Annotated in this window: 26 protein-coding genes and 1 tRNA gene; 19 read left to right on the top strand and 8 right to left on the bottom strand. The window is 63.1% G+C overall.

Going from position 1 to position 26,086, the window contains the following annotated elements:
- Positions 1 to 7: 7 nt before the first annotated feature.
- Positions 8 to 847 carry a sugar phosphate isomerase/epimerase family protein gene (locus ABD687_RS08080; RefSeq protein ID WP_264270430.1) on the top strand — a complete coding sequence of 280 codons (840 nt, stop codon included), beginning with the start codon at positions 8 to 10 and terminating at the stop codon, positions 845 to 847.
- A gap of 46 nt (positions 848 to 893) precedes the next feature.
- Positions 894 to 1,763 carry a pyrroline-5-carboxylate reductase gene (proC, locus tag ABD687_RS08075; RefSeq protein ID WP_264270431.1) on the top strand — a complete coding sequence of 290 codons (870 nt, stop codon included), beginning with the start codon at positions 894 to 896 and terminating at the stop codon, positions 1,761 to 1,763.
- Positions 1,764 to 1,869: 106 nt separating this feature from the next.
- Here proC and ABD687_RS08070 read toward each other — a convergent pair whose 3' ends face one another.
- From ABD687_RS08070 to ABD687_RS08060, 3 genes are all read right to left on the bottom strand, one after another.
- Entirely contained in the window at positions 1,870 to 2,775 is a 906-nt protein-coding gene (locus tag ABD687_RS08070; protein WP_344760981.1) for an IS982 family transposase, read from the bottom strand.
- A gap of 96 nt (positions 2,776 to 2,871) precedes the next feature.
- The gene (locus tag ABD687_RS08065; RefSeq protein ID WP_264270476.1) at positions 2,872 to 3,510 is read right to left on the bottom strand and encodes a potassium channel family protein; all 639 of its coding nucleotides are present in this window, start codon (positions 3,508 to 3,510) and stop codon (positions 2,872 to 2,874) included.
- A 25-nt stretch (positions 3,511 to 3,535) separates the two neighbouring features.
- The gene (locus ABD687_RS08060) at positions 3,536 to 4,975 is read right to left on the bottom strand and encodes a TrkH family potassium uptake protein (protein WP_302264987.1); all 1,440 of its coding nucleotides are present in this window, start codon (positions 4,973 to 4,975) and stop codon (positions 3,536 to 3,538) included.
- 264 nt (positions 4,976 to 5,239) lie between these two features.
- Here ABD687_RS08060 and ABD687_RS08055 point away from each other — a divergent pair, with 264 nt between their 5' ends.
- From ABD687_RS08055 to ABD687_RS08030, 6 genes are all read left to right on the top strand, one after another.
- Positions 5,240 to 6,388, top strand: coding sequence for an acetoin utilization protein AcuC (locus ABD687_RS08055; RefSeq protein WP_310293480.1), 1,149 nt, complete (start codon positions 5,240 to 5,242; stop codon positions 6,386 to 6,388).
- Positions 6,389 to 6,433: 45 nt separating this feature from the next.
- Entirely contained in the window at positions 6,434 to 6,886 is a 453-nt protein-coding gene (locus tag ABD687_RS08050) for an ArsR/SmtB family transcription factor (protein ID WP_264270433.1), read from the top strand.
- 203 nt (positions 6,887 to 7,089) lie between these two features.
- The gene (gdhA, locus tag ABD687_RS08045; protein WP_264270434.1) at positions 7,090 to 8,433 is read left to right on the top strand and encodes an NADP-specific glutamate dehydrogenase; all 1,344 of its coding nucleotides are present in this window, start codon (positions 7,090 to 7,092) and stop codon (positions 8,431 to 8,433) included.
- A 405-nt stretch (positions 8,434 to 8,838) separates the two neighbouring features.
- Positions 8,839 to 9,945 (top strand): 3-deoxy-7-phosphoheptulonate synthase, encoded by a 1,107-nt coding sequence (locus tag ABD687_RS08040; RefSeq protein WP_310292214.1) that lies wholly within the window; start codon positions 8,839 to 8,841, stop codon positions 9,943 to 9,945.
- Between the two features lie 191 nt (positions 9,946 to 10,136).
- Entirely contained in the window at positions 10,137 to 10,349 is a 213-nt protein-coding gene (locus ABD687_RS08035; protein WP_264270436.1) for a helix-turn-helix domain-containing protein, read from the top strand.
- A gap of 144 nt (positions 10,350 to 10,493) precedes the next feature.
- Positions 10,494 to 10,592: a 30S ribosomal protein bS22 gene (locus ABD687_RS08030; protein ID WP_003792170.1), complete on the top strand. Its 99-nt coding sequence runs from the start codon at positions 10,494 to 10,496 to the stop codon at positions 10,590 to 10,592.
- 111 nt (positions 10,593 to 10,703) lie between these two features.
- Here the strand turns inward: ABD687_RS08030 and ABD687_RS08025 are convergent, their stop codons facing one another.
- Complete coding sequence (locus ABD687_RS08025) at positions 10,704 to 11,519, bottom strand: HAD family hydrolase (protein WP_264270437.1); 816 nt, start codon at positions 11,517 to 11,519, stop codon at positions 10,704 to 10,706.
- A gap of 49 nt (positions 11,520 to 11,568) precedes the next feature.
- On the opposite strand from ABD687_RS08025, the gene ABD687_RS08020 reads away from it, so the two are divergent.
- Both ABD687_RS08020 and ABD687_RS08015 read left to right on the top strand, forming a co-directional pair.
- On the top strand, positions 11,569 to 11,823 hold the full coding sequence (locus tag ABD687_RS08020; protein ID WP_264270438.1) for a glutaredoxin family protein: 255 nt from the start codon (positions 11,569 to 11,571) through the stop codon (positions 11,821 to 11,823).
- Between the two features lie 73 nt (positions 11,824 to 11,896).
- Positions 11,897 to 12,673: a redox-sensing transcriptional repressor Rex gene (locus ABD687_RS08015; protein ID WP_310292216.1), complete on the top strand. Its 777-nt coding sequence runs from the start codon at positions 11,897 to 11,899 to the stop codon at positions 12,671 to 12,673.
- A 96-nt stretch (positions 12,674 to 12,769) separates the two neighbouring features.
- On the opposite strand, the gene ABD687_RS08010 is transcribed toward ABD687_RS08015, so the two are convergent.
- Entirely contained in the window at positions 12,770 to 13,516 is a 747-nt protein-coding gene (locus ABD687_RS08010; protein ID WP_264270440.1) for a hypothetical protein, read from the bottom strand.
- Between the two features lie 270 nt (positions 13,517 to 13,786).
- Between ABD687_RS08010 and ABD687_RS08005 the strand changes: the two genes are divergently transcribed.
- The 6 genes from ABD687_RS08005 (at position 13,787) to ABD687_RS07980 (ending at position 18,961) form a co-directional block, all read left to right on the top strand.
- Positions 13,787 to 14,449, top strand: coding sequence for a histidine phosphatase family protein (locus ABD687_RS08005; protein ID WP_264270441.1), 663 nt, complete (start codon positions 13,787 to 13,789; stop codon positions 14,447 to 14,449).
- Positions 14,450 to 14,453: 4 nt separating this feature from the next.
- Positions 14,454 to 15,080 (top strand): TlpA family protein disulfide reductase, encoded by a 627-nt coding sequence (locus ABD687_RS08000; protein ID WP_310292218.1) that lies wholly within the window; start codon positions 14,454 to 14,456, stop codon positions 15,078 to 15,080.
- A gap of 8 nt (positions 15,081 to 15,088) precedes the next feature.
- Positions 15,089 to 15,871 (top strand): cytochrome c biogenesis CcdA family protein, encoded by a 783-nt coding sequence (locus tag ABD687_RS07995; RefSeq protein WP_372342923.1) that lies wholly within the window; start codon positions 15,089 to 15,091, stop codon positions 15,869 to 15,871.
- Positions 15,871 to 17,490, top strand: coding sequence for a cytochrome c biogenesis protein ResB (resB, locus tag ABD687_RS07990; protein ID WP_264270443.1), 1,620 nt, complete (start codon positions 15,871 to 15,873; stop codon positions 17,488 to 17,490). The genes ABD687_RS07995 and resB overlap by 1 nt, the downstream gene beginning before the upstream one ends.
- 20 nt (positions 17,491 to 17,510) lie before the next feature.
- Positions 17,511 to 18,527 carry a c-type cytochrome biogenesis protein CcsB gene (gene ccsB, locus ABD687_RS07985; protein ID WP_310292220.1) on the top strand — a complete coding sequence of 339 codons (1,017 nt, stop codon included), beginning with the start codon at positions 17,511 to 17,513 and terminating at the stop codon, positions 18,525 to 18,527.
- Positions 18,528 to 18,887: 360 nt separating this feature from the next.
- Positions 18,888 to 18,961, top strand: a tRNA-Met gene (locus ABD687_RS07980).
- Between the two features lie 102 nt (positions 18,962 to 19,063).
- Here ABD687_RS07980 and ABD687_RS07975 read toward each other — a convergent pair.
- Complete coding sequence (locus ABD687_RS07975) at positions 19,064 to 20,143, bottom strand: IS110 family RNA-guided transposase (RefSeq protein WP_310292222.1); 1,080 nt, start codon at positions 20,141 to 20,143, stop codon at positions 19,064 to 19,066.
- Between the two features lie 370 nt (positions 20,144 to 20,513).
- Here ABD687_RS07975 and ABD687_RS07970 point away from each other — a divergent pair, with 370 nt between their 5' ends.
- The 3 genes from ABD687_RS07970 to ABD687_RS07960 all read left to right on the top strand — a co-directional run bounded on the left by ABD687_RS07970 (position 20,514) and on the right by ABD687_RS07960 (position 23,612).
- Positions 20,514 to 21,164 (top strand): DUF6431 domain-containing protein, encoded by a 651-nt coding sequence (locus ABD687_RS07970; RefSeq protein WP_310288090.1) that lies wholly within the window; start codon positions 20,514 to 20,516, stop codon positions 21,162 to 21,164.
- Positions 21,165 to 21,333: 169 nt separating this feature from the next.
- The gene (locus tag ABD687_RS07965) at positions 21,334 to 22,800 is read left to right on the top strand and encodes a DDE-type integrase/transposase/recombinase (RefSeq protein WP_310288092.1); all 1,467 of its coding nucleotides are present in this window, start codon (positions 21,334 to 21,336) and stop codon (positions 22,798 to 22,800) included.
- A complete protein-coding gene (locus tag ABD687_RS07960) occupies positions 22,797 to 23,612 on the top strand; it encodes an ExeA family protein (protein ID WP_310288096.1) in 816 nt (271 codons plus the stop codon). The genes ABD687_RS07965 and ABD687_RS07960 overlap by 4 nt, the downstream gene beginning before the upstream one ends.
- 342 nt (positions 23,613 to 23,954) lie before the next feature.
- Here ABD687_RS07960 and ABD687_RS07955 read toward each other — a convergent pair whose 3' ends face one another.
- Together ABD687_RS07955 and ABD687_RS07950 are read right to left on the bottom strand one after the other, a co-directional pair.
- Positions 23,955 to 25,115 (bottom strand): IS1249 family transposase, encoded by a 1,161-nt coding sequence (locus tag ABD687_RS07955; protein WP_310292224.1) that lies wholly within the window; start codon positions 25,113 to 25,115, stop codon positions 23,955 to 23,957.
- A 482-nt stretch (positions 25,116 to 25,597) separates the two neighbouring features.
- Positions 25,598 to 26,014, bottom strand: a complete 417-nt coding sequence (locus ABD687_RS07950) for a PLD nuclease N-terminal domain-containing protein (protein WP_310292226.1) — start codon at positions 26,012 to 26,014, stop codon at positions 25,598 to 25,600.
- Between the last annotated feature and the right edge of the window lie 72 nt (positions 26,015 to 26,086).

Raw genomic sequence — 26,086 nt, 5'->3', positions numbered from 1 at the left:
ACGTTCCATGGTCGAGTCTTCACCGGGCGGCAACGCCCCGATCCCCGTCGCGCTGTCCAGCGCTTCGGTCTACCCGCTGAACGTCCACGACGCCTTTGCGGTGTCCCACGACCTGGGCTACGACGGGGTCGAGGTGCTGGTCACCGGCAACCAGATCTCCCAGGATGCGCGGCAGCTGAACCGGCTGGCCGAACGCTATGAACAGCCCATCATGGCCATTCACGCGCCCACGCTGCTGCTGACCCAGCAGGTCTGGGGAACCGCCTGGAACAAGATCGAATCCGCCGCCGCGATGGCGGTGGACGTGGGGTGCGACGTGGTGGTTGCACACCCGCCGTTCCGCTGGCAGGGCACCTATGCCACCGAGTTCGCCACCGGCATCCGCCGCATCATGGAGGAATACGGGGTGAAGATCGCGGTGGAGAACATGTACCCGTGGCGTGCGCGGGGACGCGAGGCAAAGATGTACCTGCCGCACTGGAACCCCGTCCCCGAACCCTACGAGTTCGTGACCTGGGACTTCTCGCATTCGGCGATCGCCGACATGGACTCGGCGGTGGCCTTCCGCGACCTGGGGACGCGGCTGAGCCATGTGCACCTGTGCGACGGGATGAACAACGGCAAGGACGAGCACCTGGTGCCGGGCCGCGGCACCCAGCCGGTGATCGAGGCCATCGAGTACCTGCGGGACTCTGCCTGGGACGGCGTGGTGGCGGTGGAGGTCTCCACGCGCAAGGCCCGCGGCGCGGGGGAGCGCGAGGCATGGCTGGGCGAGACCCTTGAGTTCGCCCGGCGGTACCTGGCCCCGGTGAACGAGGATGCGGAAGCCGGAAGCCACTCGATCTAGCCGCACCCGTGCACGTCCCGGCCCGCGAAGGGAGCGGCGTGGAAGAATGGTGCACATGACTTCAGTGCTTTCGACTTCGTCCCTTGCCGAGAACAGACTTGCCTTCCTGGGAACCGGTTCCATGAACGGGGCGGTGCTGCGCGGCATCATCGCCGCCGGCTACGACCCGGCGGCGATCGTCGCTACCCTGCGCAGCGACGCGAAGGCGCACGACCTGCGCGCCGAGACCGGTGTCACGGTGCTCATCGGCGAGCACGACCCCGAATCCAACCTCAAGGCGGCCAAGGACGCGGACATCGTCTTCCTGGGCGTCAAGCCCGTGGGCATCACGGCCCTGTGCGACGAGATCAAGGACGTGCTCAAGCCCTCCGCCGTGGTGGTCTCGGTGGCGGCGGCCATCACCATCGACATGATTGCGGCACACCTGAACCCGGGCCAGCCGGTGGTGCGCTCCATGCCCAACACCCCGCTGAAGGTCGGCGCCGGCGCGGTGGGTCTCAGTGCCGGTGAAACGGTCTCCCCGGCGGCGCTGGCAGCCGTCGTGGACCTGTTCGCCGGTTCCGGCGTGGTGCACGTCGTCCCCGAATCCCAGCAGGATGCCGTCTCGGCGGTCAGCGGCTCCGGACCCGCCTACGTGTTCTACCTGGTCGAGGCCATGGCCGCTGCCGGGGTTGAGCTGGGCCTGGATCCGGCGCTGGCCACCGATCTGGCCCGTGCCACCGTGGCCGGGGCGGGCAAGATGCTTGCCGACCCGCAGGTTGATCCCTCGGCGCTGCGCCAGGGCGTGACCAGCCCCAACGGCACCACCGAACAGGCCATTGCCACCTTCGATGCCGAAGGCCTTCCGCAGGTCATCGCCCGCGGGGCCGCGGCCGCAGCGGCCCGTGCCGCGCAGATCACCCGGGAACTGGCCTAGCAAACGCAAGGGGCGGGGTCCCTCGGGCCGCGGCGTCACGCTGCGGGTGTGGGACCCCCCTGCGTGCGTACCCGGGCGGGCCCTAGATGATTAAGTCCTAATCATTTCAGTGGTCGTAGGCGGTTAGGGAGCGTTTGCGGGGTGCGTTGGTTTTCCAGTTGTGCCAGATTCCTGCCGCGAGGGCCAGGAGCTTTGACGCGACGCGTGCGTAGAGACCTTCGAGGGTTCTGGCGCCGTGGTGTTCGAGCCCGAGCTGGCCCTTGAGGCTGTCGAAGACGGACTCGATCCACTGGCGGATGCCGCCGAACTTCCCGAACCTGGGCTTTTCGTCCTTGCGGTCCGGCCGCACCAGGTGGGCGCCGAGGTCCTCGGCGATGAACCGCTCGAAGTCCCTTCCGGCGAAGCCCTTGTCGGCAAGGATGACCTGCCTGTCGCGGACCAGATGGTGGTCGTGGCGCAGCAGGGCCTCGGTGACCTCGCGTTCCCCGAGTTTCGGGTTGGCCAGTCCCCAGATCACCGGCATGCCCTCGGGGGTGCTGACCAGGTACAGGCGAAAGCCCCAGAAGTAGCGCGAATGCGAGGCGCAGTATCCGTAGCCGGCGTGCCCGGCCAGGTCCGAGCGCTTGACTGTTTCGCGGCTGGTGCCGCACGGGACGGGGGTCGAATCCAGCAGGCGGAGGATCTCGTGCCAGGATTCGGTGTCTTTGGCCAGTGCGGTGATCACTGCACTGATCAGTGTTCCGGCGGCGCGCACGCGCTTGTTGTATCCCGATTGCTGCGGGATTCCGGGGAATAGCCCGCTCAGGTGGGTGCGCGCATAGCGGACCCATCGCGATTCGGAGGAGTGCCCGTGCAGCAGGTGCTGGGCCACGACCAGGCACAGCAGCTCGGCATCGCTCAAGATGGCCTTGCGGCCGGGTTTGCTCGTCCGGTCATATCCCAAATCCGGCAGGACACGATCGGTAAGTAAGACGTAGAGTGTGGTCAGGAGAGTGTTCAGTTTTGGGTTCACATACGAGACTTAGCACTCTCCGCCAGCGATTAACAGGGTCCGGGAACAAGTTCCCGGACCCTGTCTCGTTCCAAGCGTCAATTAGGACTGACTCATCTAGGGCCTGGCGGCGAAGCGTTCGAGCAGATCCACATGCCCGGAGACGATCAGTACGTCGCGCCGGGTGACCTTGGTGTCGGGCTGGGCATAGGTAAAGTCCTCGCCGGGGGACTTCACGCCCACCACCGTGATCCCGTACTTGGAACGGACCTGGGACTCGGCCAGGGTGAAGCCCTGGGTCTCCTTGGGCGGGTACATCTTCACGATGGCGAACCCGTCGTCGAATTCGATGAAGTCAAGCATGCGCCCGCCGACCAGGTGCGCGGCGCGCACCCCGGCATCTGCCTCCGGGTAGATCACGTGGTTGGCGCCGATGCGCGTGAGGATCTTGCCGTGCGAGGGCGTGATCGCCTTGACCCACAGGTGCTCGATGCCCAGGTCCACCAGGTTCACGGTGATCAGCACCGAGGATTCGATGGAGGTTCCGACCCCGACCACCGCCGAGGTGAAGTCCTGGGCGCCGAGCTGGCGCAGCGCATCGATGTTGGTGGCGTCGGCCTCCACCACGTGGGTCAGCACCGATGCCCACTTTTGGACCAGTTCCTGGTTGCGCTCGATGGCCAGCACCTCGCGGCCCTGCTTCACCAGTTGCTCGGCCACGGAGGCGCCGAAGCGGCCCAGGCCGATGACCAGCACCGCGGCGTTGTGGTCGGTGTTCTTGTCAGCCAATGATCGGCCTCTCTTCGGGGAAGTGGTAGAGCTGGTTGCGTTGGCGCAAGGTCAATGCCGCGGCAAGGGTAATCGTACCGATTCGGCCGGCAAACATCAGTGCGGAGAGCACGTACTTGCCCGCCGGCGGCAATTCGCCCGACAGGTTGGTGCTCAACCCCACGGTGGCGAAGGCGGAAATCGACTCGAACAGCGCACGGGAGAGCGAGGTGCCGCTGATCACCAGCAGTGCGGCCGTGGCCAGCATCACCAGGGTGGCTCCCAGGACGATGACCGAGATGGCCACCCGCATGGTGCCCTCGGGGATGCGGCGGCCGAAGGCGCGCACATCGGTGTCGCCGCGGGCCTCGGCGAAGATCGCCAGGAACATCACCGCGATGGTGGTGACCTTGATGCCTCCGGCCGTGGAGGCCGAGCCGCCGCCGGCGAACATCAGCGCGTTGGAGAGCAGCATTGTCACCTGGTTCATCTCGCCCTGCTCCACCAGGTTGAAGCCGCCCGAGCGGGTCATCACCGAGGCGAAGACCGAGTGGATGACCTTGTCCGAGTTGTTCATGGTGCCGATGGTTTCGGGGTTGGACCACTCCGCCACCGCCCACAGCAGCGCGCCCGCCACCAGCAGGATGGCGGTGACCAGCAACGTGAGCTTGGCGTGCAGCGTCCACTTCTTGGTGTTGAAGCGCTGCGCCAGCAACACCATCAGCACCGGGAACCCCAGCGAGCCCAGGAACACCCCGAGCATCAGCGGCACCAGGATCCACAGGTCGGTCTCGTAGGGGACCAGCCCGTCGGAGTGCGGGGTGAACCCGGCGTTGTTGAAGGAGGAGATCGAGTAGAAGATGCCGTGCCAGATGGCCTCGTTGACCGGTTCGCCCAGGATCAGGAAGCGCGGGATGAGCATCAGCGCCAGGGCCACCTCGATCGCCACCGAGGTGGTGATCACGATGCGCAGCAGCGAACCCACCTCGCCCAGGGTGGAGGCGGCCGAGGTGTTCATGGAGCTTTGCGCCAGGAGCTTGCCGCGCACGCCCAGGCGCTTGGACACCGCCAGCGAGAGCAGCGATGCCAGCGTCAGGATGCCCAGTCCGCCGACGAACACCGCGATGATCATCACCAGTTGCCCGAAGAAGGACCAGTGGGTGGCGGTGGAGACAACCGTCAGGCCCGTGACGCACACCGCGGAGACGGCGGTGAACAGCGCGTCGTAAAAGGCCGTGGGTTCGCCGCTGGCCGATGACACCGGAAGCGCCAGCACGGACGTGAACAAGGAGATCACCAGGGCGAAGGTGACCAGCGCCAGACGCGCGGGGGAGCGGACGGTGAAGTCGGAGGCGATCCGGCGCCACAGTCCCAGGCGTGTGCGCCATCGGGCCGGGGCGCCGCTATCGGTGCCCGGCCGTCGCACAGACTCTGCAGAGGGGGACGATCCCATGTTTTTGCTCGGCTCCAAGACGTGGAAAAGTTCGGTGCGGAAGCCCTGCCCCGCAAGCTCCCACAATAAACCATGCCACCTCGGGATTCGCCGTTGGCCCGCCGACTCGCGGCCGTGCGGGCATGCGTTGCCGGTTTCCGCGGGCGTTGGCCCGGGCCGCCGGTGGTGTCTTGGCACACACTGTAGGTGCCGATCGCGTAGCCTGAAGGGGTGTTTGCCGTAAATGAGCCCCTGCCCACGACCCAGGTGATCTGGAGCGAGCAGATGATGGAGTACCGCTTCAGCGAGACCCATCCGATGCATCCGATCCGGCTGGAGCTTACCGCCCGCCTCTGCAAGGACCTGGCCCTTTTTGAGCGTGCCAATCTCACCCTGGCAGCCCCGCCGGTGGCCACCGACGCGGAGCTGGCTGCAGTCCACGAGCCCCGGTACATCGCCGCCGTCCGGGAAGTCAGTGCCAACCCCGATATCCCCGATGAGGCGCGCGGCCTGGGCACCGAGGACAACCCCGCCTATGCAGGGATGCACGAGGCCAGCGCACGGCTGGCCGGAGGATCGCTGCTGGCCGCCGATGCCATCCTGGGCGAGCGCGCCCTGCACGTGGTCAACTTCGGCGGGGGCATGCACCATGCCTCCGCATCCAAGGCCAGCGGCTTCTGCATCTACAACGACGCGGCCCTGGCGATCCGGCGATTGCTGGACGGGGGAGTGAAGAAGGTCCTGTACATCGACGTGGACGCGCACCACGGCGACGGGACCGAGTCGATCTTCTGGGACGACCCGCGGGTGATGACCATCTCCATCCACGAAACGGGTATGTCGCTGTTCCCCGGCACCGGTTTCGCCAACGAGATCGGCGGGCCCAACGCGCTGGGCACCGCGGTGAACATCGCGGTGCCCCCGCGCACGGGGGACGCCGCCTGGCTGCGTGCCTTCCACGCTGTGGTCCCGCAGCTGGCGGAGGCCTTCGAACCGGAGGTGATCGTCTCCCAGCACGGTTGCGACGGGCACCGGGACGACGACCTGTCCAACCTGCGGCTGACCGTCGATGCACAGCGCCAGAATGCGCTGGACATCGCCGAGCTGGCGCGCAGGCTCTGCGGCGGCCGGTGGATCGCCACCGGCGGGGGCGGCTACAACACCGCCTCGGTGGTGCCGCGCACGTGGAGCCATCTGGTGGCAGTGGCCTCGGGCAAGCCGGTCCCGCTGGCGACTCCCGTTCCCCGCAGCTGGCGCGACTACGTGCTCGAGCGCTACGGCATCCGCACCCCCGAGTCCATGGGCGACAACGCAGAATTGTGGTGGCGCAGCTGGGAGGTCGGCTACGACCCGGCGGACCCGGTGGACCGCACGGTCATGGCCACCCGCAAGGAAATATTCCCCCTATTCGGACTCGACCCCTGGTTCGACTAGCCGGGCAAAGATGCCAATGCGCGTATATGCGGATAGGGTTATGCGGTGGCTCATGATGATATCTTTTCCGCCCTGGCCGACCCCACCCGACGCAGGTTGCTCGACTCCCTGCGTGAGGAGCCGTGTTCGGTCGGTTCCCTGGTCGAGGCGCTGGGCGTTTCCCAGCCGACCGTTTCCAAGCACCTCAAGGTCCTGCGCGAGGCGGGCATGGTCTCCATGCGCGCCGACGGACAGCGCCGTTACTATGCCCTGGAATCCGCAACGTTCCTGAACCTGCAGACCTGGGTGCACGGCTTCGTTCCCCCGGCCCCGGCATTCGACCTGGTCGCGGAACCGTACGCCGATCCGCAGTTGGCATCGCACGAGGGGACCAGCCAGGCCACGGTGGCCGCCGCGCAACTGGGCCGCACCGTGGGTCGCGGACTGGAACAGGTGACCGGCCGCGCCCATGACTTCCTGGATCGCCTGCCCAAGCCGAAATTCGGCAGGAAACGGTAGCCGTACCCAGGCGTTCCACCCGCAGAAAGTGCGGCGCAAAAGCATACACGGCAGCACAAAAAGATTACGCGTCCGTGCCCGATTGATGACGCCCGGTTGGGTCGGCGGTGCCCGGCCGTGACATTCTCGACGTCTGGGGCAGTGTCGCCAGACATGGCGGCAGCGTGCCCTCGTGCCTGCCCCAAGTGATGAGGAGATAAGACTTGGACCAGCATCTAGCGACCATTCGCGACGAAGTGTTCCGTCGCAACCCCGGTGAAGCAGAATTCCACCAGGCGGTGACCGAGGTTTTCGAAAGCCTCGAAGCGGTCTCGCGCAAGCATCCTGAATATGCCGAAGCTGCGATCCTGCAGCGTATGTGTGAGCCCGAACGCCAAATCATCTTCCGCGTCCCGTGGATGGATGACGAAGGCCGGGTACAGATCAACCGCGGTTTCCGCGTTGAATTCAACTCCGCCCTGGGCCCGTTCAAGGGCGGGCTGCGCTTCCACCCCTCGGTGTACCTGGGCATCGTCAAGTTCCTGGGCTTCGAGCAGATCTTCAAGAACTCGCTCACCGGCATGCCCATCGGTGGCGGCAAGGGCGGTTCGGACTTTGATCCGCGCGGCAAGTCCGATGCCGAGGTCATGCGCTTCTGCCAGTCGTTCATGACGGAGCTCTACCGCCACATCGGCGAATACACCGATGTGCCGGCCGGCGACATCGGCGTGGGCGGCCGTGAAATCGGCTACCTCTTTGGCCAGTACAAGCGCATCACCAACCGCTACGAGTCCGGTGTGCTCACCGGCAAGGGCATCAGCTGGGGCGGATCCCTGGTGCGCCCCGAGGCCACCGGCTACGGCGCAGTGATTTTCACCGACGAAATGCTCAAGACCCGTGGCGCCAGCTTCGACGGCCAGCGCGTCTCGGTGTCCGGCTCGGGCAACGTGGCCATCAACGCCATCGAGAAGGCCCAGGCTCTCGGTGCCCGCGTGGTGACCGCCTCGGATTCCTCCGGCTACATCGTTGACGAGCGCGGCATCGACGTTGAACTGCTGCGCCAGATCAAGGAAGTCGAACGCGGACGCATCAACGAGTACGCCGAGCGTGCCAATTCCAAGAAGGTGCACTTCGTCGAAGGCGGAAACGTCTGGGACGTAGAGGCCACCGTGGCGCTGCCGTGCGCCACGCAGAACGAGCTGGATGCCAAGGACGCAAAGAAGTTGATTTCCTCCGGTGTCGTCGCAGTGGCCGAAGGCGCCAACATGCCGTGCACCGCCGCAGCGACCTCGCTGTTCCAGGATGCAGGGGTGCTCTTTGCCCCGGGCAAGGCCGCGAACGCCGGTGGCGTTGCCACCTCGGCGCTGGAAATGCAGCAGAACGCCAGCCGTGACTCGTGGACCTTCGCCCACACCGAGGAGCGCCTGACCGAGATCATGGTCGGCATCCACGACCGTTGCGCCTCCACCGCCGACGAATACGGTGTGCCGGGCAACTACGTGGCCGGTGCCAACATCGCCGGCTTCGTGAAGGTTGCCGACGCCATGCTGGCCCAGGGCCTCATCTAGGCAGACAGGCCTCCAGCCGAATTACGCCTCAAGAGGGCGGGCAGGGACAGACGGGAACAATTATGGACCCGCCTGTCCCGGCCCGCCCTTTGCCGTGCTTCATGACGTACTGTGTCGCCCGGGAATGGAAACCCATTTGTGATTCGCGTGGCGCGGCTGTAGATTCTCATCCATGACTAATCGTTGGTATGCGTATTTTGTGTCGGCTCTGGAGGGGCCTAAGACGCGATAATTTCGCATACCCACCTTCAGAGCCGACAAGGGCCGCAAGCTATGCTTGCCGGCCCTTCGCTATTTCCAAGATAGCGGCCCTGGAGGAATACGCAGCGTGATCGCCGGGGCCGCATTGAAACCATGAGGCCCCCCACTGCACGGCGCGGGGCCGAAACCGAAAGGCCCCAAACCATGAGCACCGCCATCGCCGCCGAGACACAGGCCCGCGTCAACACCAATGAACGGGTGCTGGCAATCACCGAGCTGCCCACCCCCGCGGAACTGACTGCCGAATTGCCAGTGGGCGATGCCCAGGGCTACCGGATCATGCGGGCCCGCCAGGAAGTCCGTGCCGTGCTCTCCGGGCTTGACGAGCGTCTGCTGGTCATCGTGGGCCCTTGCTCTATCCACGACCCTGCAGCCGGGCTGGAATACGCCACCAGGCTCGCCGCGGCCGCGAAGCAGCACGAGGGTGAACTGCTCGTGGTCATGCGCAGCTACTTCGAGAAGCCACGCACCACCGTGGGCTGGAAGGGCCTGGTCAACGATCCGCACCTGGACGGCAGCCATGACATGTCCGCCGGGCTGCGAGCCGCACGCGAATTCATGTTGGCGGCCAGCAACCTGGGCCTGCCACTGGCCACCGAATTCCTCGAGCCGCTCAGCGCCCAGTACCTCTCGGACCTGGTCAGCTGGGGCGCCATCGGGGCACGCACCACCGAAAGCCAGACGCACCGGCAGCTGGTATCCGGGCTATCCATGCCCGTTGGATTCAAAAACGGGACCGACGGCTCGGTGCAGGTGGCGATCGATGCCTGCCAAGCGGCTTCCGCACCACAGTCCTTCCTGGGCATTAGCGAGGATGGTCGTACGGCAGTAGTCAGGACCGCAGGAAACGACGACGCCCACCTGATCCTGCGTGGCGGCACCGACGGACCGAACTTCGCGGCCGAGTCTGTTGGCGCGGCATCGGCCGCCATGGGCAACGCCGGCATGAACCCGCGGGTGATCGTCGATGCCTCACATGCGAACTCGGGCAAGTCCCACGTGCGCCAGCGGGAGGTCATCGCCGAGCTGGCCGCCCGCATAGCGGACGGGGACCAAATGATTGCCGGAATCATGGCTGAAAGTTTCTTGGTGGCCGGTGCGCAGAAACATGACCCTGATGCCGTCGCGCAAGGATCCGACGTCCTGGCGGGGTTGACCTACGGGCAGTCCGTCACCGACGCGTGCATGGACTGGGACACGAGTGCCGAAATGCTAGCGACCCTGGCCGAAGCGGTACGGACCGCGCGCTAAGCCCCCCAACCGTGTGTCGGCGGCGAGATGGGGCAGCCCACGACGCCGGCTTTCGTTCACATTGGCCCCACGAGCCACTAAAGTGAATCACAAGGGCATAGGGTATCTTGAGGTGTTGGTGCGGACCGGGTACGTTCCTCGGTCAGCGCCACGGCACGATTGCTATGTGAAATTGTCAGGAGAAACAGGGAATGGTCGAATCGCAAAACTTTGCCAGCGCGCGTTTCATGACGGTCGCCGAGGTCGCCGATGTGATGCGTGTGTCAAAGATGACGGTTTACCGACTCGTCCATTCCGGCGAATTGCCGGCCGTGAGGTTCGGCCGCTCCTACCGTGTACCCGAAAACGCCGTACAGGAGTACTTGCGGGCTGCCGGGTTCGGGCGCGACTTCAACACCGGCTAACGCCGCCGATTTTCACGAGTGGTCAGAATCTGCTCTAGAAGCAGGTAATCTGTTAAGGAACGTTTAACGTCCAGTTGGCTATTCTGGTGCTTTGGTGCCGAAGAAATAGTAGTCGGCAATCGAATCAGTTTGTGAGGAACCATTATGGGCTCTGTTATTAAGAAGCGCCGCAAGCGTATGGCCAAGAAGAAGCACCGTAAATTGCTTCGTAAGACCCGCCACCAGCGTCGTAATAAGAAGTAAATACCAGTTCCGGGGTTGCCCGGAATTGAGTATGTAAGAAGGTGCGTTTCCCGCAATGGGGAACGCACCTTTTTGCATGTTTGCGGCGGGCGTGCCGGCCGTTGCCCGGAGTCAGGGACGGCGGCGCAATGCACCGAAGCTGCGCCACAGGCCCCAGAGGACTCCCGAGACGCCGGCTGCCTTCAGGCCGAAGGCAGCCGCCCTGCGCCCGGTTCGGAAGTCGTAGACCGGCCAGTTGCGGTCCTTGGCGTGGCGTCGCAATCTGCGGTCGGGATTAATTGCCACGGGATGACCCACGGCCTCAAGCATCGGAATGTCGTTGTGGGAATCGCTGTACCCCCAGCATTCGGCAAGATCCAGCCCTTGGTCCCGGGCCAAGATCCGGACAGCTCCGGCCTTCGCCGATCCGTGGAGGATTTCGCCGACCAGTTGGCCGGTGTAGAGGCCTTCGATGTGCTCCACGGTCGTCCCGAGCGCTCCACTGAGCCCGAGCCGCCTTGACATAACCGCGGCAACCTCCAGCGGCGTGGCGGTGACTAGCCACACCCGACGCCCGGCGTGAAGGTGCTGTTCGGCGATCGCGCGGGTGCCTGGCCAGATTTTCGACTCAATGAATTCGTCATAAATTTCATCCCCGAGCGCAACCATGTCGGCCACGGAGAAGCCTGCGGACAGCAATAGCGCACGGTCACGGATGGCGTGGATGTCACCGAGGTTCTCTCCCCGGGCGACGAACCGCAACTGTCGAACGGCAAACCACGCCACCTCACGCAGCGTAAATGCCCGTCTTTGATACATTTTTCGGGCCACTGCAAAGAGCGAAGCACCGCGCATCATGGTGTTGTCTACATCGAAGAAGGCGGCAGACGTGCCCGATGGCGCCGACTCGTGCCCAGCAAATGTCACGGGGGAAAGGTTGGAGGGCATCCAACCAGTCTATTGCAATCTTTTTTCGCCGGAGCTGTAGCGTTGGGTCATGAGCAGCGTGCAGACCCCGCGGGAAATTACTTTGTTGGTTCGTTCCGGATGCCACCTTTGCAAGGCCGCGGCCGAAACACTCGACGAGGTCACCAGCAGGTTGGATTACACCTGGCAAAGCGTTGACATCGATCAGGACCCGGAACTCTTGGCGCGACATTCGGAAGAAGTCCCGGTGCTGTTGGTAGACGGACGGGTACGGGATTTTTGGGTGATTGATGCCCAGCGCCTTGAGGCATTGTTGAGCAGCTAGGGGCAACGAAGCCGCCGCCTGTCCGCGACACCAAGGGTGATGCGGTGGCATCGGCAGAACTGGTTGGAAAGACATGAAGGTATCCAAGGAATTGAGTCAAAGCAGAATGCCCACCGAACACCAACCAGCAAGCAACGAAGCGAAGCTCCCTGCTGCCGAAATTCCGATTGAGCACGACCTGGATCCCGGCGCATCGGTTGAGCAAACACCCGCGGGTTCACTGGGCAGGATTCTCCCTGAAGCGACCCTGGCGCGATTGACCCAGTACCTGCGTGCGCTCGGTGCCATGCAGGCGCGCGGTGAAGCGCGAACCTCGTCTGGTGTGCTGGCCACCGAGGCAGGGGTCAATCCTGCGATCCTTCGCAAGGACCTGTCTTTGCTTGGGTCCTATGGAACCCGTGGGGTGGGATACGCGGTGACCGACCTGGTCGAACAGATCTCCAAGGCCATGGGGCTTTTGAGGCAATGGCGCGTGGCGATCATCGGTGCCGGTAACCTGGGTCGCGCACTTTCCGGATACGGCGGATTCCGAAGCCGGGGATTTGAAGTTGTCGCGCTGCTGGATTCATCGCCAGATGTGGTTGGCACGACGGTGGGGGACCTGCAGGTCCAAGACATTTCCGACTTGGACGAAATCGTTGCGGCCACGAATGCCAATATTGGCGTCCTATCCGTGCCTGGGGCAGCGGCGCAAGATTTGTGCGACATGCTGGTTCAATGTGGTGTTCGAAGCATATTGAGCTTCGCACCCGTGGTGTTGCAAGTCCCGGCAGGGGTCGTGCTGCGGAAGGTTGATTTGGCCACCGAACTGCAAATCCTTGCCTACCACGCACAAAACCTCGACTCCTAGAAATCGCCCACGGGAACCGGTCTTAAACTCAAATGGTCCGTGGGATTCCACCGGCAACGGCTGAATCCCACGGACCACTTCTTAGCGTTTTGATGATTAGCGGTATCCGGCTTTACGTGCTGCCCGACGAGCGGCAATGTACTGGCTGGAGGGACGCAACCAGGCAAACACGACGCCAACCACTCCCAGGACGACGGAAAGGGCCGTCAGGACCCCGCTGGCAATGCTGAACAACGACAGGACAGCCAGAATCGTCGCGAAGATGCGTGCAACGCCGCTTCCCTTGCGGATCATGAACGCGATCAGAACGTAAATCAACAAGCCGATCACGGCGAACACGATTGCGGTGGTCTGGATCATGGGAATTGCGTCGGAGACGCTCATGCCAGCAGCCGAAAGCTGTTCCTCCAATTCGGGGACTGCCCGAAGCTGCTCCATGATCGCGGTGGTGCTCAAACCGAACACCGAGCTCAGCAGGAATGCGACGCCGGCCGCGATGATTGCCCAGAAGGAGGTGTCCAGTTCCTTGGGTCGATGGGTCGGCATCTGGGGCGGAGCAAAGTTGCCTTGCGGCGGAACGGGGAAGCCGCCGTATGGCTGCTGGCCGTAGGGCGTCTGCGGCGGCTGCTGACCGTATGGGTTGTTTGCTGGGGCGGGCTGGCCGTACGGGTTGGGGTGCTGGCCGTACGGATTAGTTGGCGGAGTCCCGTTCTGTGGAGGTTGGCCGTAGGGAGGTTGTCCGGCGGCATTCGGATCCTGCGGTGCGCGCTGTCCGTACTGCGGGGGTGCCGGTTCCTGCGATGGCTTCTCTGGGTTCACGGGATCATTCTCAGGGGTTGACATGACCTGCTCCTTTAGTTTGACGAACTACGGCTTACCCTCACGATATCGGTTGAAGATTGCTTTTCACCCCTCCGAAAGGATGGTTTTCCGATTGGATCGGGACACTCGCCGAAGTCCTTCCTCGGGACAGGGATCGCACGCCGCCGACGAGGACGCGATGTCGTTTCCGGTTCAGCAATTGCGCTTTCGGTGCTCGCCATGAGCCTCGTGCGTGGGCAAAATCAAGTGTCCGGTTTAGGTAACGGTACAAAGATTTGAGACACTTAAACTATGTCGACTGCCACCGTTCACCTGCTTCGTCACGGCGAAGTGTATAACCCGGACAGGGTCCTCTACGGTCGACTACCGGAATTTCACCTTTCCGATCTAGGCAACCAAATGGCCGAGCGCGCCGCGGAATACTTCACGGAGCAACGGAACGCGGGTGCCAATATCACCTACTTGGTGTCGTCTCCGCTCGTTCGGGCTCAGGAAACGGCAATGCCGACATCGCAGGCTTTGGGCCTGGAAATCATGACAGATGATCGCATTATCGAAGCGGAGAACCGCTTCCAAGGACTTTCCCAGATCAAGAATCGACTGAGGGAACCAAAATATTGGTCCTATGTCGTCAATCCATTTCGTCCATCCTGGGGGGAACCCTACCGGGACCAGGTGGAACGAATGATGACCGCCATTGTTGAACACCGTGATCGCGCGGTCGAACTTGGCGGACGGGGGGCGCAAGCCATTTTGGTCAGCCATCAGCTGCCCATCTGGGTGACACGCCGCTCCGCCGAGGGCAGAGCCCTATGGCACGACCCGCGGAAACGCGAGTGCACTCTCACCTCCGTGACTAGCCTGGACTTTGATGGTGAAAGTCTGGTCGCAGTCCGATATGCAGAACCTAGCGTGGACCTTCTGGCGAACGCTGCGAACATCCCTGGAGCTTGAGATCATGATCGATCCCATCTCGTCCCGAGCACAGCGCTTGGGACGACGTACATTCTTGCGCGCAGCACTGCTTGGTGCCGCCGTGCTGCCGCTGGCAGCGTGTGTGGGGGACGAAGATCCCCTAGCCAAGCAGGCAAGGGAAGGCAACAACAAGAATTACATTGCCGGTGACGGTTCTGTGGAGGAATACGGTCCAGCTTCACGCACCGAACCCGTAAAGATCAACGCGGTGGCCTATGACGGAACCACTATCGATTCGGCCACTTGGGCCGGGCAGGCTACTGTCTTGAATTTTTGGTATGCGGCTTGTGCTCCATGCCGGATCGAAGCCCCGCACATGGTCGAACTCAATGAGGAGTTCAAGGGCAAAGCGGAATTCATCGGCATCAACGTGCGGGATGAGAAGGAAGCGGCAGAAGCCTTTGAGCGCACCTTCGGAATCAAATACCCCTCTGTGCAGGACACTCAGGGGACGATCCAACTCGCCATGACCAAATACGTTCCGCTTAAGGCCGTACCGACCACGTTGGTGCTGGACAAGCAGGGGCGCGTTTCTGCCCGCATTCTTGGTGTTGCCGACAAACCCACACTCAAGGCCCTGATAACCACGGCTCTCACCGAGTCGTTGTGATCGACTCCGTGCTGGCCGGCGCCTTGACGCTACCGGCCCAAGGCAACCAATTTGCTGAGATCATCCAGGACGGTTCACTGATTCTCGCGGTTCCCGTTGCCATCCTTGCAGGGCTCGTCTCCTTTCTGTCGCCTTGCGTGTTGCCTTTGGTTCCCGGCTATTTGGGGTACGTCACTGGCCTGTCCGGTGCCGACCTCGCAGATCAAAAGCGCGGCCGTATGGTCACAGGCATCGGCCTGTTTATCCTGGGCTTCACTGCCGTCTTTGTCCTGGCGGGCGTGGTCTTTTCGCAAATCGCTGCGTGGATGCAATTCGAGGGTGCCTGGATCATCCAGGTCTTGGGCGCGGTAGTGATTCTCATGGGTGTCGTTTTCATGGGTGGCTTTTCCTTCATGCAACGCGATGCGAAGATCCATCGGAAACCACCTGCCGGCCTTTGGGGTGCTCCGGTTCTGGGAGTCACTTTCGGCCTGGGATGGGCGCCATGTATCGGCCCTACGTTGGCTGCGGTGCTGGCCATGAGCACAGGAATCGACCCAAACCCCGCCAAGGGTGCCTTGTTGACGTTCTTCTACTGCATGGGTCTGGGGCTCCCGTTTCTCTTCATCGCCACGGCGCTTCGGCGTGGCATGGGGGCCATGAAGTTCTTCCGTCGGCACCAGTTGGCGATCATGCGCTTCGGCGGCGGCATGTTGATACTTCTGGGAATCTTGATGGCCACCGGCCTATGGGGTTCCTGGGTTACGCAATTACAGGATTGGTTCACCAATGAGGTCAGGTTGCCCATCTAATGGCAAAAAGAGATTCTAAAAAAGATGTAGCGGTCCCGGCCCTCGGTTTCAAGGGCATGCTCCGATGGGGCTGGACCCAGCTCACCAGCATGCGCACGGCGCTCTTCCTGCTTCTGCTTTTGGCCGTGGCAGCAGTACCCGGGTCGCTTTTCCCCCAGCGCTCCATCAACCCGGAGCAGGTGACAACCTACCTGACCAATAAGCCGACGACCGGGGAATGGCTCGACCGTTTCCAGCTCTTCGACGTCTATTCTTCGGTGTGGTTCTCGGCGATCTACCTATTGCTGTTCATCTCCCTGGTCGGGTGCATCCTGCCGCGCGTAAAAAAGCACGCGCAGGCGCTTCGCACACCGCCACCCAGAACCCCGTCACGACTTAACCGGTTGCCCCAGAACGGCACCATCGAGATCCAGACTGCTGACGAGTCGGGAATCAGCGACGAACAAGTCGTACGGGATATCACCGGGCTTCTCAAGAAGCGTGGGTACCGCTCCGAAGCCAGGCCAGAGGGCGCCAGCCCATCAGTAGGCGCGGAACGTGGATACAGTCGTGAAATCGGCAACCTGCTCTTTCACATCTCCCTCGTTGGCCTATTGGCCTCGGTTGGAGTCGGTGGCGCCTTCGGGTACAACGGACAGCGGGTACTTGTCGAGGGGGAGACCTTCGTGAATTCCTTGGTGTCCTACGATTCCTTCAAGCCCGGAACCTGGTTCCAGGAAGACTCCCTGGATCCATATTCGGTAAAGCTCGACAAGTTCAATATCACCTTTGACCGCGAATCCACGACACACTTCGGCCAGCCAATCGATTTCACGGCCGAGGTCGAGACCCGGCGCAGTCCGGATGCCGAACCTGAGAAGGAAAAACTTCGGGTCAACCATCCGTTGCGCATCGATGGCGCTGACATGTACCTGGTTGGCAACGGCTACGCCCCCGTCGTTACAGTACGTGACGGCAACGGAGACATCTCCTTCAGCGGTCCCGTGGTCTCGGTGCCCCAGGATGGCATGTACACCTCGTTGATGGTCGTCAAGGTCCCCGACGCGAATCCCGAGCAACTTGGATTCCAGGGATTCCTTCTGCCCACGGCCATGACCGATGAGACTGGGTTTGCAATATCCGGCGACCCGAACGCGATCAACCCGCAGCTGCAGCTGAACTCCTACTACGGGAACCTGGGACTGGATGACGGTACGCCACAGAATGTGTACGTGCTTGAAACTGACGAGCTCACCGAACTCAACAGTAGAAACCTTGATGCAGGCGGAATTGTCTTGGGTGCCGGGCAGACGTACGAATTGCCCGATGGAAAGGGCAGCATTTCCTTTGACGGGCTCAAGCGTTTCATTGGCGTGGATATCGCCTATGACCCCAGCAAGCGCCCGGTGGCAATCTTTGCGGCGCTTGCCTTGTTGGGATTGGCCATCTCGCTCTTTACCCCGCGCCGCCGTGCCTGGGTGAAAATCAAGAACTCCGTTGACGGCTCGGGCCGCGAAGAGCGGATAATCGAATACGGATTGCTGGCCCGTGGTGAAGACCACCGACTTGAATCCGAAGCCAAGGAGCTGCGTAAGCTTCTTGAGCAGCAGTGGCCCGCGAATGCGCGAGCCGGAGTCTAGGAGACCCTTTGGAAAACGACATGCCCACGATCAACGTGGCCCTGGGACAGTACAGCGACTTGTTCATGTTGCTGGCGGCAATTGTCTACGCCTCGGCTTTTATCGCCTTCGCATGGGACCTTGCCAAGTCCAGCAAGATGATCCAGGAGATCGATGCAGCAACGCTCGCATCGGAACAGAAGACCTTGGTTGCGGCCGGTGTCCGGGATGCCCCTCCGGCGGACGGTTCGTCGAACCCGTTGGTCAATGAATCCATGGACTACACAGCAGCCTCCGCAAAGCGCATGGCAGCGAAGGTTGCCGTTTCCCTGACTTGGCTGGGCGTGCTGTTGCAGGGCTTCGCCGTGGTTGCCCGTGGCATTGCGGCCGCTCGCGTGCCCTGGGGCAACATGTACGAGTTCCTCTCCACAGGATCCTTCCTGGTGGCCCTCGTGTTTTCGATCGTGTTGCTGAAAAAGGACCTTCGCTTCATGGGCACCTTCGTCATCGGCCTGGTCACCGTGATGCTGTGCGGCGCCACCATGGGCTTCCCGACTCCCGTGGCCCACTTGGTGCCCGCTCTGCAGAGCTACTGGTTGATCATTCACGTCTCCATCGCGGTACTTGCCTCGGCCCTCTTCACGATCACCTTCGCCATGAACGTGCTCCAACTCGTGCAACATGCCCGAATGGATGCACTTGCCGCAGGCAAGAAGGACAAGATGCCGTTCATGCGGTTGGTCCCCGGCGCAGCACCTCTGGAAAACTTTGCTTACCGCATCAATGCGGTTGCCTTCGTGATGTGGACCTTCACAGTCATGGCCGGAGCGATCTGGGCCGAGGCAGCCTGGGGCCGTTACTGGGGCTGGGACACCAAGGAAGTCTGGAGCTTCGTCATCTGGGTTGTCTACGCAGGCTACCTGCACGCCCGGGCAACGGGCGGTTGGACAGGTGCCCGTTCGGCCTGGCTGAGCATCATTGGTTACCTCTGCATCGTCTTCAACTTCACCATCGTGAACATTTACTTCAACGGCCTGCACTCGTACGCCGGCATCTAAGGCCAGCCCTTGGAGCCCGGTGGCCCCGTACGCGTCAAATGACGGGTACGGGGCCACCGGCGTTAATGTGCCGGGGGAGAGGCCTCGCGGGCGGATGCAGCAGCCCCAAGCCGCCGGAGGGGCGGGGCTCGGCTACACCGGTGCGGATCTGCCGCAGGGGAGACTGCCGGAAGCGCCCACTCCATGGCGAAGGTGACCGAGTTCACTGTGCAATATTCTGTGTTCGCCGGTCTTTAGGCAATGAAAGTGGCTGAACGTGACCGTCGATGGCCTGAATATGCCGCAATTCTAGGTAAATTCACCTAATTGACCGCTCGATTAGGTGGCTGGGTCATCCACTGTTATTGTTGTATCTACCGACGCGGGGTGGAGCAGTTCGGTAGCTCGCCGGGCTCATAACCCGGAGGTCACAGGTTCAAATCCTGTCCCCGCCACAAAGAAACAGCCTTTGTTCCCGAATGGGAGCAGAGGCTGTTTGCTTTAACGAGGATCCCGTCTCGCGGGGCCTATAGGACAAAATGACCCTTCTATGTCTGTCAAGCGTTCCTTAGGGCCTCTTCATGTGCGTTGAAGACGCGATAAACCCGCCGGGCGAGATATCGCTTGAGACACCGGCGAATTTCCTTGGTTGACAGGCCTTCGGCCGCGCGTTTGATGACGTATTGGCGGGTTTCCTCGTCGTGGGTCATTCGGGTGACTGCGACCATGTGCAGTGCACTGTTCAGCTTCCTGTCGCCGCCTCGGTTGAGGCGGTGACGGACGGTGTTCCCCGATGAGGCGGGGATCGGGTTCACCCCGGCGAGGGAAGCGAATGCGGCCTCCGAATGGACCCGACCCCGATGGGACCATACGGTCAAACAGGTGGCAGCGGTGATGGCACCGAATCCCTTCACCTCAAGCAACGGCGCGGCCTCGCTGACCTTGACCAGAGCGGTGATCTGCTGGGAGTTACCGGCCAGGTCCTTGTCGAGCTCACCGATGTGCTTTGCCAGCCGGACCGCTTCCTTGCGGGCCACCGACAGCGCCAGATTCTCATCTCTCTCACGCCACCGCGAGACCTCGGTGATCTGCTCGCCGGTCAGCGACTTGCGGGCGTCCACGCCCAGCTCGTTGACACGCACCAATGCTGTCAGCGCATTTACGGCCCGCGTGCGCGCCCCGGTCATGGAATCACGCGCGGAAACCAAAACCCGCAGGGCCGCGCGGATGCCGTCGTTCAGCCGGGGTCGGCGCAACTGCTTTTCCTCCAACGGGAGCACTGCCCGGGCGATTCGCTGGGCATCGAGTTCGTCGGATTTGCCGACGCCGCGGTTGGCCCGGGCGTCCATCCGAGGCGCCTCTGCAACCTGGTAGCCCTCGGAGGCTACGGCACCGGCGAGGACGGCCCCAAAGGATGCTGCGCCTTCGATCGCCCAGAGCGTGGCGAGGTCGGCGCCCGTGCGGCGGGCCGCCCAAGCAATGGCTCGGTTGATGCCGGCACCTGTGGTGGGGAATTCCCTAGTGTCGACTAGTTCACCGGTGCTGGCGCTGATGATGGCATAGACGTGGTTGCGTGCGTGAGTGTCAACACCGACGACAAACGCATGTGAATGCGCGACTATAGACATGGCGGTCATTCGAACCTTCCTCTTCACGGATGTGGTCATGGCCGCTGTCGGCCGCCACCGGTCCGGGTAGAGGTCACTTCGGAACAACACTGTGACGAGTCACGACCCCTTAGGGACGGACAACCTTCTGATCAAGTCACCGAGGTGGGCCGGGCAGGTGTTGCGCGTCGCAGTGGATGACCGTGGGTAGTCGCGTTGCCTGACCATGAGACGGTTTCTTCAACGTTCCCGGATCTGTCCCTTGACCTTCTTCGTCGGCGGCGTCAGGCTGACGACAGACCCTAGTTCTTGGATTTTTGGATCCAGATCTTAAAGACGAACGACCCGGTGCCAGTTTCGAAGCCGCACCAGGTCGTTCTGACGCGAAACGAGTCGCGCTGTGCTCACCGTAAGCCACGATCCCGCCGCTGTCGAATTCCAGCTCTTCTCCCGCACGCTGAGCTGCCCCCGGTGCAGTGGATCCTTGAAGCCGTGGGGGTTTGGGCGGGAGCGGATCATCAGATACCAGGTGCCGGTCGTGAACCGCCGGGTTCTGCCACGCAGGGCCCGCTGCCATCAGTGCCAGAGCACCCATATCCTGCTGCCGGTGGCGTTGACCGCCCGTCGAGCCGATGCGGCTGCGGTGATCGCGCACGCCGTGGAATCGAGCATTGTCTCCGGAGCGGGGCACCGGAAAATCGCCGCGCAGCTGGGCCGCCCGCAGACCACCGTCCGCGGATGGATCCGGGATTTCAGGGCCAACGCCCCGGCGATCCTGACGGAATTCACCGCACGGGTGCACCGCGCCACCGCCGAGTCCCTGGGATTCTGGCCGACTCCGGCGCCCACGGCCGCGGCCAACGCGCTGGGCATGCTCATGGCCCATGCCCGGGTGCTGGCCCACCACCACGGGGCAATCCCCGGCCAAGCCCCGGTCGCCAACGTGACGTGGCCTGTTGCCGCCCTGGCCGGGCATGGCCCATGGTTCTTCAGCGGTCGCCAGCGTCTCGAGGCGGTGCAACACCAGCCCGCCCTGCCGCAGGAAGCCTAACTGGGCCAAGGTGGGGTTCACGTGTCGTTTCCGGATCTCCGGCGAGGACATGGGTCCATGTTTCACCCCGCCGGAAGGAACCTTTTCGATGATCAGTGCCTCGCTTCACCTACCCGATCAGCTTGTCCCTGCCCCGCCGAGACCACCCGCCGTGCCGCCGCAGGCCCCCATGGAGAGCACCGGTGGCGAGGATGCCTTGCCGCAGCCGGCGGTGGTCGTTTCCCCGGTGCCGGCCAACCCTGCCCCGCGGGCCAACACCCCCTTGATGCGCAAGGAGCACCGTGAGAAGATCGCCCTGTTCCGCTACCAAATCGTGCGGGCCGCGGCGGATCGGTCGTTGAGCTCCCGCCAGCGCGGACCCCTGGTCCGGGCCCTGGCCGAGGTTGATCATCCCTGGCCCTTCGGTGGCACCCGCCGCTTCTCCCGCGAAACCCTGGACCGCTGGATCAAAGCGTGGTGGGACCACGGGTTTGACGGGCTGAAACCGGACGAACGAGCCTGCGCCCCCTACATCGATTCGACCGTGCTGAGCCTGGCCGAAACCCTCAAACGGGAGAAACCCAACCGCACCGCCGCGCAGGTGAAGCGGATCATCACCGAAGCCATGGGCCAGGCACCCTCGGAGACCACGCTGCTGCGCTACTTCCGTGCCCGGAACATTTCCACCGGCACCCGCCCGGTCGCCACCGGTCGCTTCGAGACCGAGAAATCCAACGAGATCTGGGTCGGTGATGCCCTGCACGGGCCACGGATCGGTGGGCGAAAGACGTTTCTGTTCGCGTTCCTTGATGATCACTCCCGCATGGTCACCGCCGCCCGCTGGGCCTATGCCGAGGATGCCATCCGGCTTTCGGCGGTCCTGCGTCCGGCCCTGCAAACCCACGGCATCCCCGAGGTCGCCTACCTGGACAACGGGGCCGCCATGAGTGACAAGTCGCTGGCGCGCACGTGCGCCAAACTCGGGATCAGGCTGGTGCATTCGGCCCCCTACCGGCCCCAGGGACGGGGCAAGATCGAACGCTTCTTCAACACGGTCACCAGCCAGTTCCTCGGTGAAATCACGGTCACCGACACACCCATGCTCCCGGGCACCGACCCGGAGGCCGGCTCGCAGATCAGCTCCCTTCACGAGTTGAACACGCTGTTCACCGCATGGGTGAACATGGTCTATCACCACCAACAACACACCAGCATCGGGCAAACGCCCCTGGCCCGATGGGAAGCATCCTGGGAACACCGCACCCCGGTGCGCAAATCCCTGGCCGAGATCCGTGAGGCGTTCCTCTGGTCAGATGTCCGCACGGTGACCAAGACCGGGACCGTATCCCTGCACTCAAACACCTACGAGGTCGACCCGCTGCTGGCCGGCACCAAGGTGGAACTGATCTATGACCCCTTCGACCTGGACGGGGAAATCACCGTGAACAACCACGAGGGAAACCCGGCGGGGACGGCCCGGCCACTGGATATCGGACGGCACGTGCATTCCAAGGTCACCAACGCCGTGAAGGACAACGACTCCGCAACCAACATCAGCACCGGGATCAACTACCTGGACCTGGTCGCCACCCGGCACCGCGAATCCCTCACGGCCGCACCGATCAGCTTCGCCGAGATCCAGGAGCGTGCCCGTTGAGCCAGATCGATAGCCTGCAAAGCTATTTTGGTTTTTCCCGGCTTCCTTTTGGCCGTGATATCCCGCCGGCGGCGCTGAACCAGCACCCCGGGCACCGCGAGGCGGTCGCCCGCATCTCCTGGTGCATCGACCAGCGCCGCATGGGAGTGATCGCCGGGGAAGTCGGGGCCGGGAAGACCGTGGCGGCCCGCGCCGCACTGGCGCACCTGGAACCATCCCGCCACCAAATCATCTATGTCCCGGATCCGACCATCGGGATCCGCGGGATCCGTGCAGCGATTGTGACCGCGCTGGGGGCCACGCCCTCCTTCTTCTCCGGAGCCCTGGCCGCGCAGGCCGCGGCCCTGCTCGCCGGCGAACTCGACGAACGCTCTCGCCTGCCGGTGATTGTCATCGATGAAGCACACCTGCTGACCAACGAAGACCTCGAATCATTGAGGATGCTCTCAAACGTCAGCATGGATACGGAGTCGCATTTCGCGTTGTTGCTCATCGGTCAACCCACCCTGCGGCGCCGGTTGAAACTGGCGGTGCTGGCCGCCCTGGACCAACGGATCGGGACCCGGTTCACCATCAACGGGATGAATCTGGAGGACACCAGCGACTACATCAAGGGACATCTTGGATTCGCAGGCCGAACTGATCCCTTGTTCTCCGAAGATGCGATCACCGTCATCCATCAGGCGTCCCGTGGCTACCCGCGCACCGTGAACAACCTGGCCCTGGCCGCACTCATGGCCACCCGCTCGGCCAAAGGCGCGATCGTGGACCAATCCGCGGCGCAGTCGGCGGTGAGCGAATTCAGCGAATAACCCAACCGGCACCCCTGCCGACCAGCCCGCCGGCATGACCACGAACGCCTCGCCAAGATCATCCTGGCGAGGCGTTTCTATGGCAGGTTCGTCGTCAAACTCGGTGGCGGCTTCATCGTCAAATTACGCGACGGTCAACAGCAGGTGCCGGCCGACCACCCCATGGTTGGACAGGTCTTTTTCAAGACACCCAGATGGGGCCAGTGTGTCTGTGAGCCACAACCACGAGGCGGAACGGCCAGTACCTACTCTGCCAGCCAATCCCAGACCAGCCACTTCCAATACTCACAGTGTGTCTGCCCCGGGTGTGTCACCCGGGGTTTCCACGGTCTGGCTTGGGTTTTAGCAGGGTCTGCCGGCCCATCCCTTCCTGGCCCAAAGCCCTTCCTCTGCGCTGTATCCCGTGCCCAGGGTTTCCGGTCCGACCCGTTCTTCCCGGTGCACTGCCTTGGGTGCCGGCTTCAGGTGTTCGGGACGGATGAGGGTGTGCGGCGCGGCAGGGTTTTCGGTGTGGGTGTACAGCCACCATTCGACGGCGCGTTTGGCGTGGGCCGGCGGCATCCCTCGATGGTTGCGCAGCAGGGCGCGCAGGTGCGTGTTGACCCCGCCCTCGATCCTGTTGGTCGTCGGGTCGACGCCGACGTCGCTGAGCTCCGGATGCAGGTACGTGAACAGGTGACCGTTCTTGGCCAGGCGTTCCATCAGCCGGTAGGCCTTGCGCAGTCGGTCGTGGGTGTACCACCAGGCCTGGCCCGAGCGGACACCGGCCGGACGGAATCCCGTGGGCCCCTGCTGGTAGGTGCGTTGCTTGATCAGGTCCCCGTGCTCGGTGTTCCACTGGTTCAGCACCTGGACCCAGGCGGCGGCCTCCTCGGTGGTCTTGAGCCGCGTCAGGGCCAGGGAGATGCGGCGCAGGGCCCTCCCGGCATCGGTGCGCGGCCGCAGGGTCAGGTAGGTGCGCACGTTGCGCTGGACGTGGACGAGGCAGCGCTGGATCCGGGTTTCGGGCCAGGCCCGAGACAGGGCCGATGCCAGTCCCGAGCCGCCGTCGATGACCACCGCGCGCGGGGCGGGGATCAGTTCCATCAGGGCCAGCCAGGCTGCCGACTTTTCCGTGTCGCACCACTGCCAGCCGATGACGTGCCCGTTGGCGATCGCTATCAGGCAGCACCAGCCCCGGCCCAGGTAGATGCCGTCCATCTGGACCTGGCCGTGGATCTCGCCGGTCACCGCGACCGCGGGTTCGATGTTCCAGCACCACTGCGTGGAGCGGCGGAAGGTCCGCCCGCCACCGGGTCCGATCTCGGCCTGGGAATCCTTGCCCATCAGCCACTGCACGAACCGGTCCAGCTCGGCCTTGCGGGCCAGGTCCGCACGCTTGCGCACGCTGCTGGCCCCGCAGTCAATGCACCTCCAGCGCTGGGTCCCGGCCGTTGTCTTTCCATTGCGCTTCAGACGAGATCCACATACTTCACAGTGCCTCGAATTTCCAGAACCATTCACGGTTAATGGCCCAAGGCTATAAGAAACCCCGTTCTACCGCGCCATCGTTGGGAAGCAGGCCCCTCACGGACACACTTTCTGACCTATAAGCCTCTCGCGGACCAAAATTATAGGGGCCGCTTGGTCAACGGGCGCCGCTTCGTAAGTCATCGCGGGCAACGAGAACGTCCCGAACTTTGGAATCCCCACCACAAGGTGCCGGACCCACATGCTCGAGTTCGCCACCGCGCAGGGTCACCAGCCGCTAGCAGTTGCGTGAAGCGAAGTATTGGGCCGATTGTCGCGACACCAATACCGTCATTAATGAAACTCCAGGAGCAGGCATGCCCTCTGTGCGGACAATGGAAGGCGCCGCGCGATGGGCGAGTGTGCTGCACAAGCTGGGCTGGATCATTACCGTCAGTGGAAAATAAGCAAATGGTCGGATGGCCCACGAAATTCGTGGGCCATCCGACCATGGGGTGATGCCGATGGAATATTCCCTACGGCGTGTGTCGCGGGGTGTCTTCCGTGGGATTGCCGCCTTCATCGCGCGGCTTGCCGTTTTCGTCGCCGGGCTTGCCGTCTTCGCGCAATTTGCTTTCGAGCGCTTTCAATTCGGCTTCCTTGCGGCGCATTTCCTCCTCGCGGGCCTTGTTGCGCCGCTGGATTTCCAGGTTGCGAAGGAACTCGGGATCATCGTCGGGCGCTCCGGTTGCGCCCCTGCGTGTCTGTGACGGCCGTTCGTCGGAAACCGACTTGGGTCGTCCCAGCCAGAACCACAGCCCCGCCCCGATCAGCGGCAGCAAAATGATGGCAGCGAACCAGCCACTCTTGGGCAGTGAACGGACCTCGCTCGAGGGAGTGCGCACGCATTCGATCAAGGCATAGATGGTTATCGCGAGTGCAACCAATGCCATAAAAATAAAGTTCCGGACCATAGATACAGTCTAGTGAATTTATCTGTGTTCTGGCTGCGTCTAGACTGTACG

This window comes from Paeniglutamicibacter sulfureus (assembly GCF_039535115.1).
GTDB classification, from domain to species: Bacteria; Actinomycetota; Actinomycetes; order Actinomycetales; family Micrococcaceae; genus Paeniglutamicibacter; species Paeniglutamicibacter sulfureus.
This window is presented reverse-complemented; position numbering and strand designations above follow the sequence as displayed.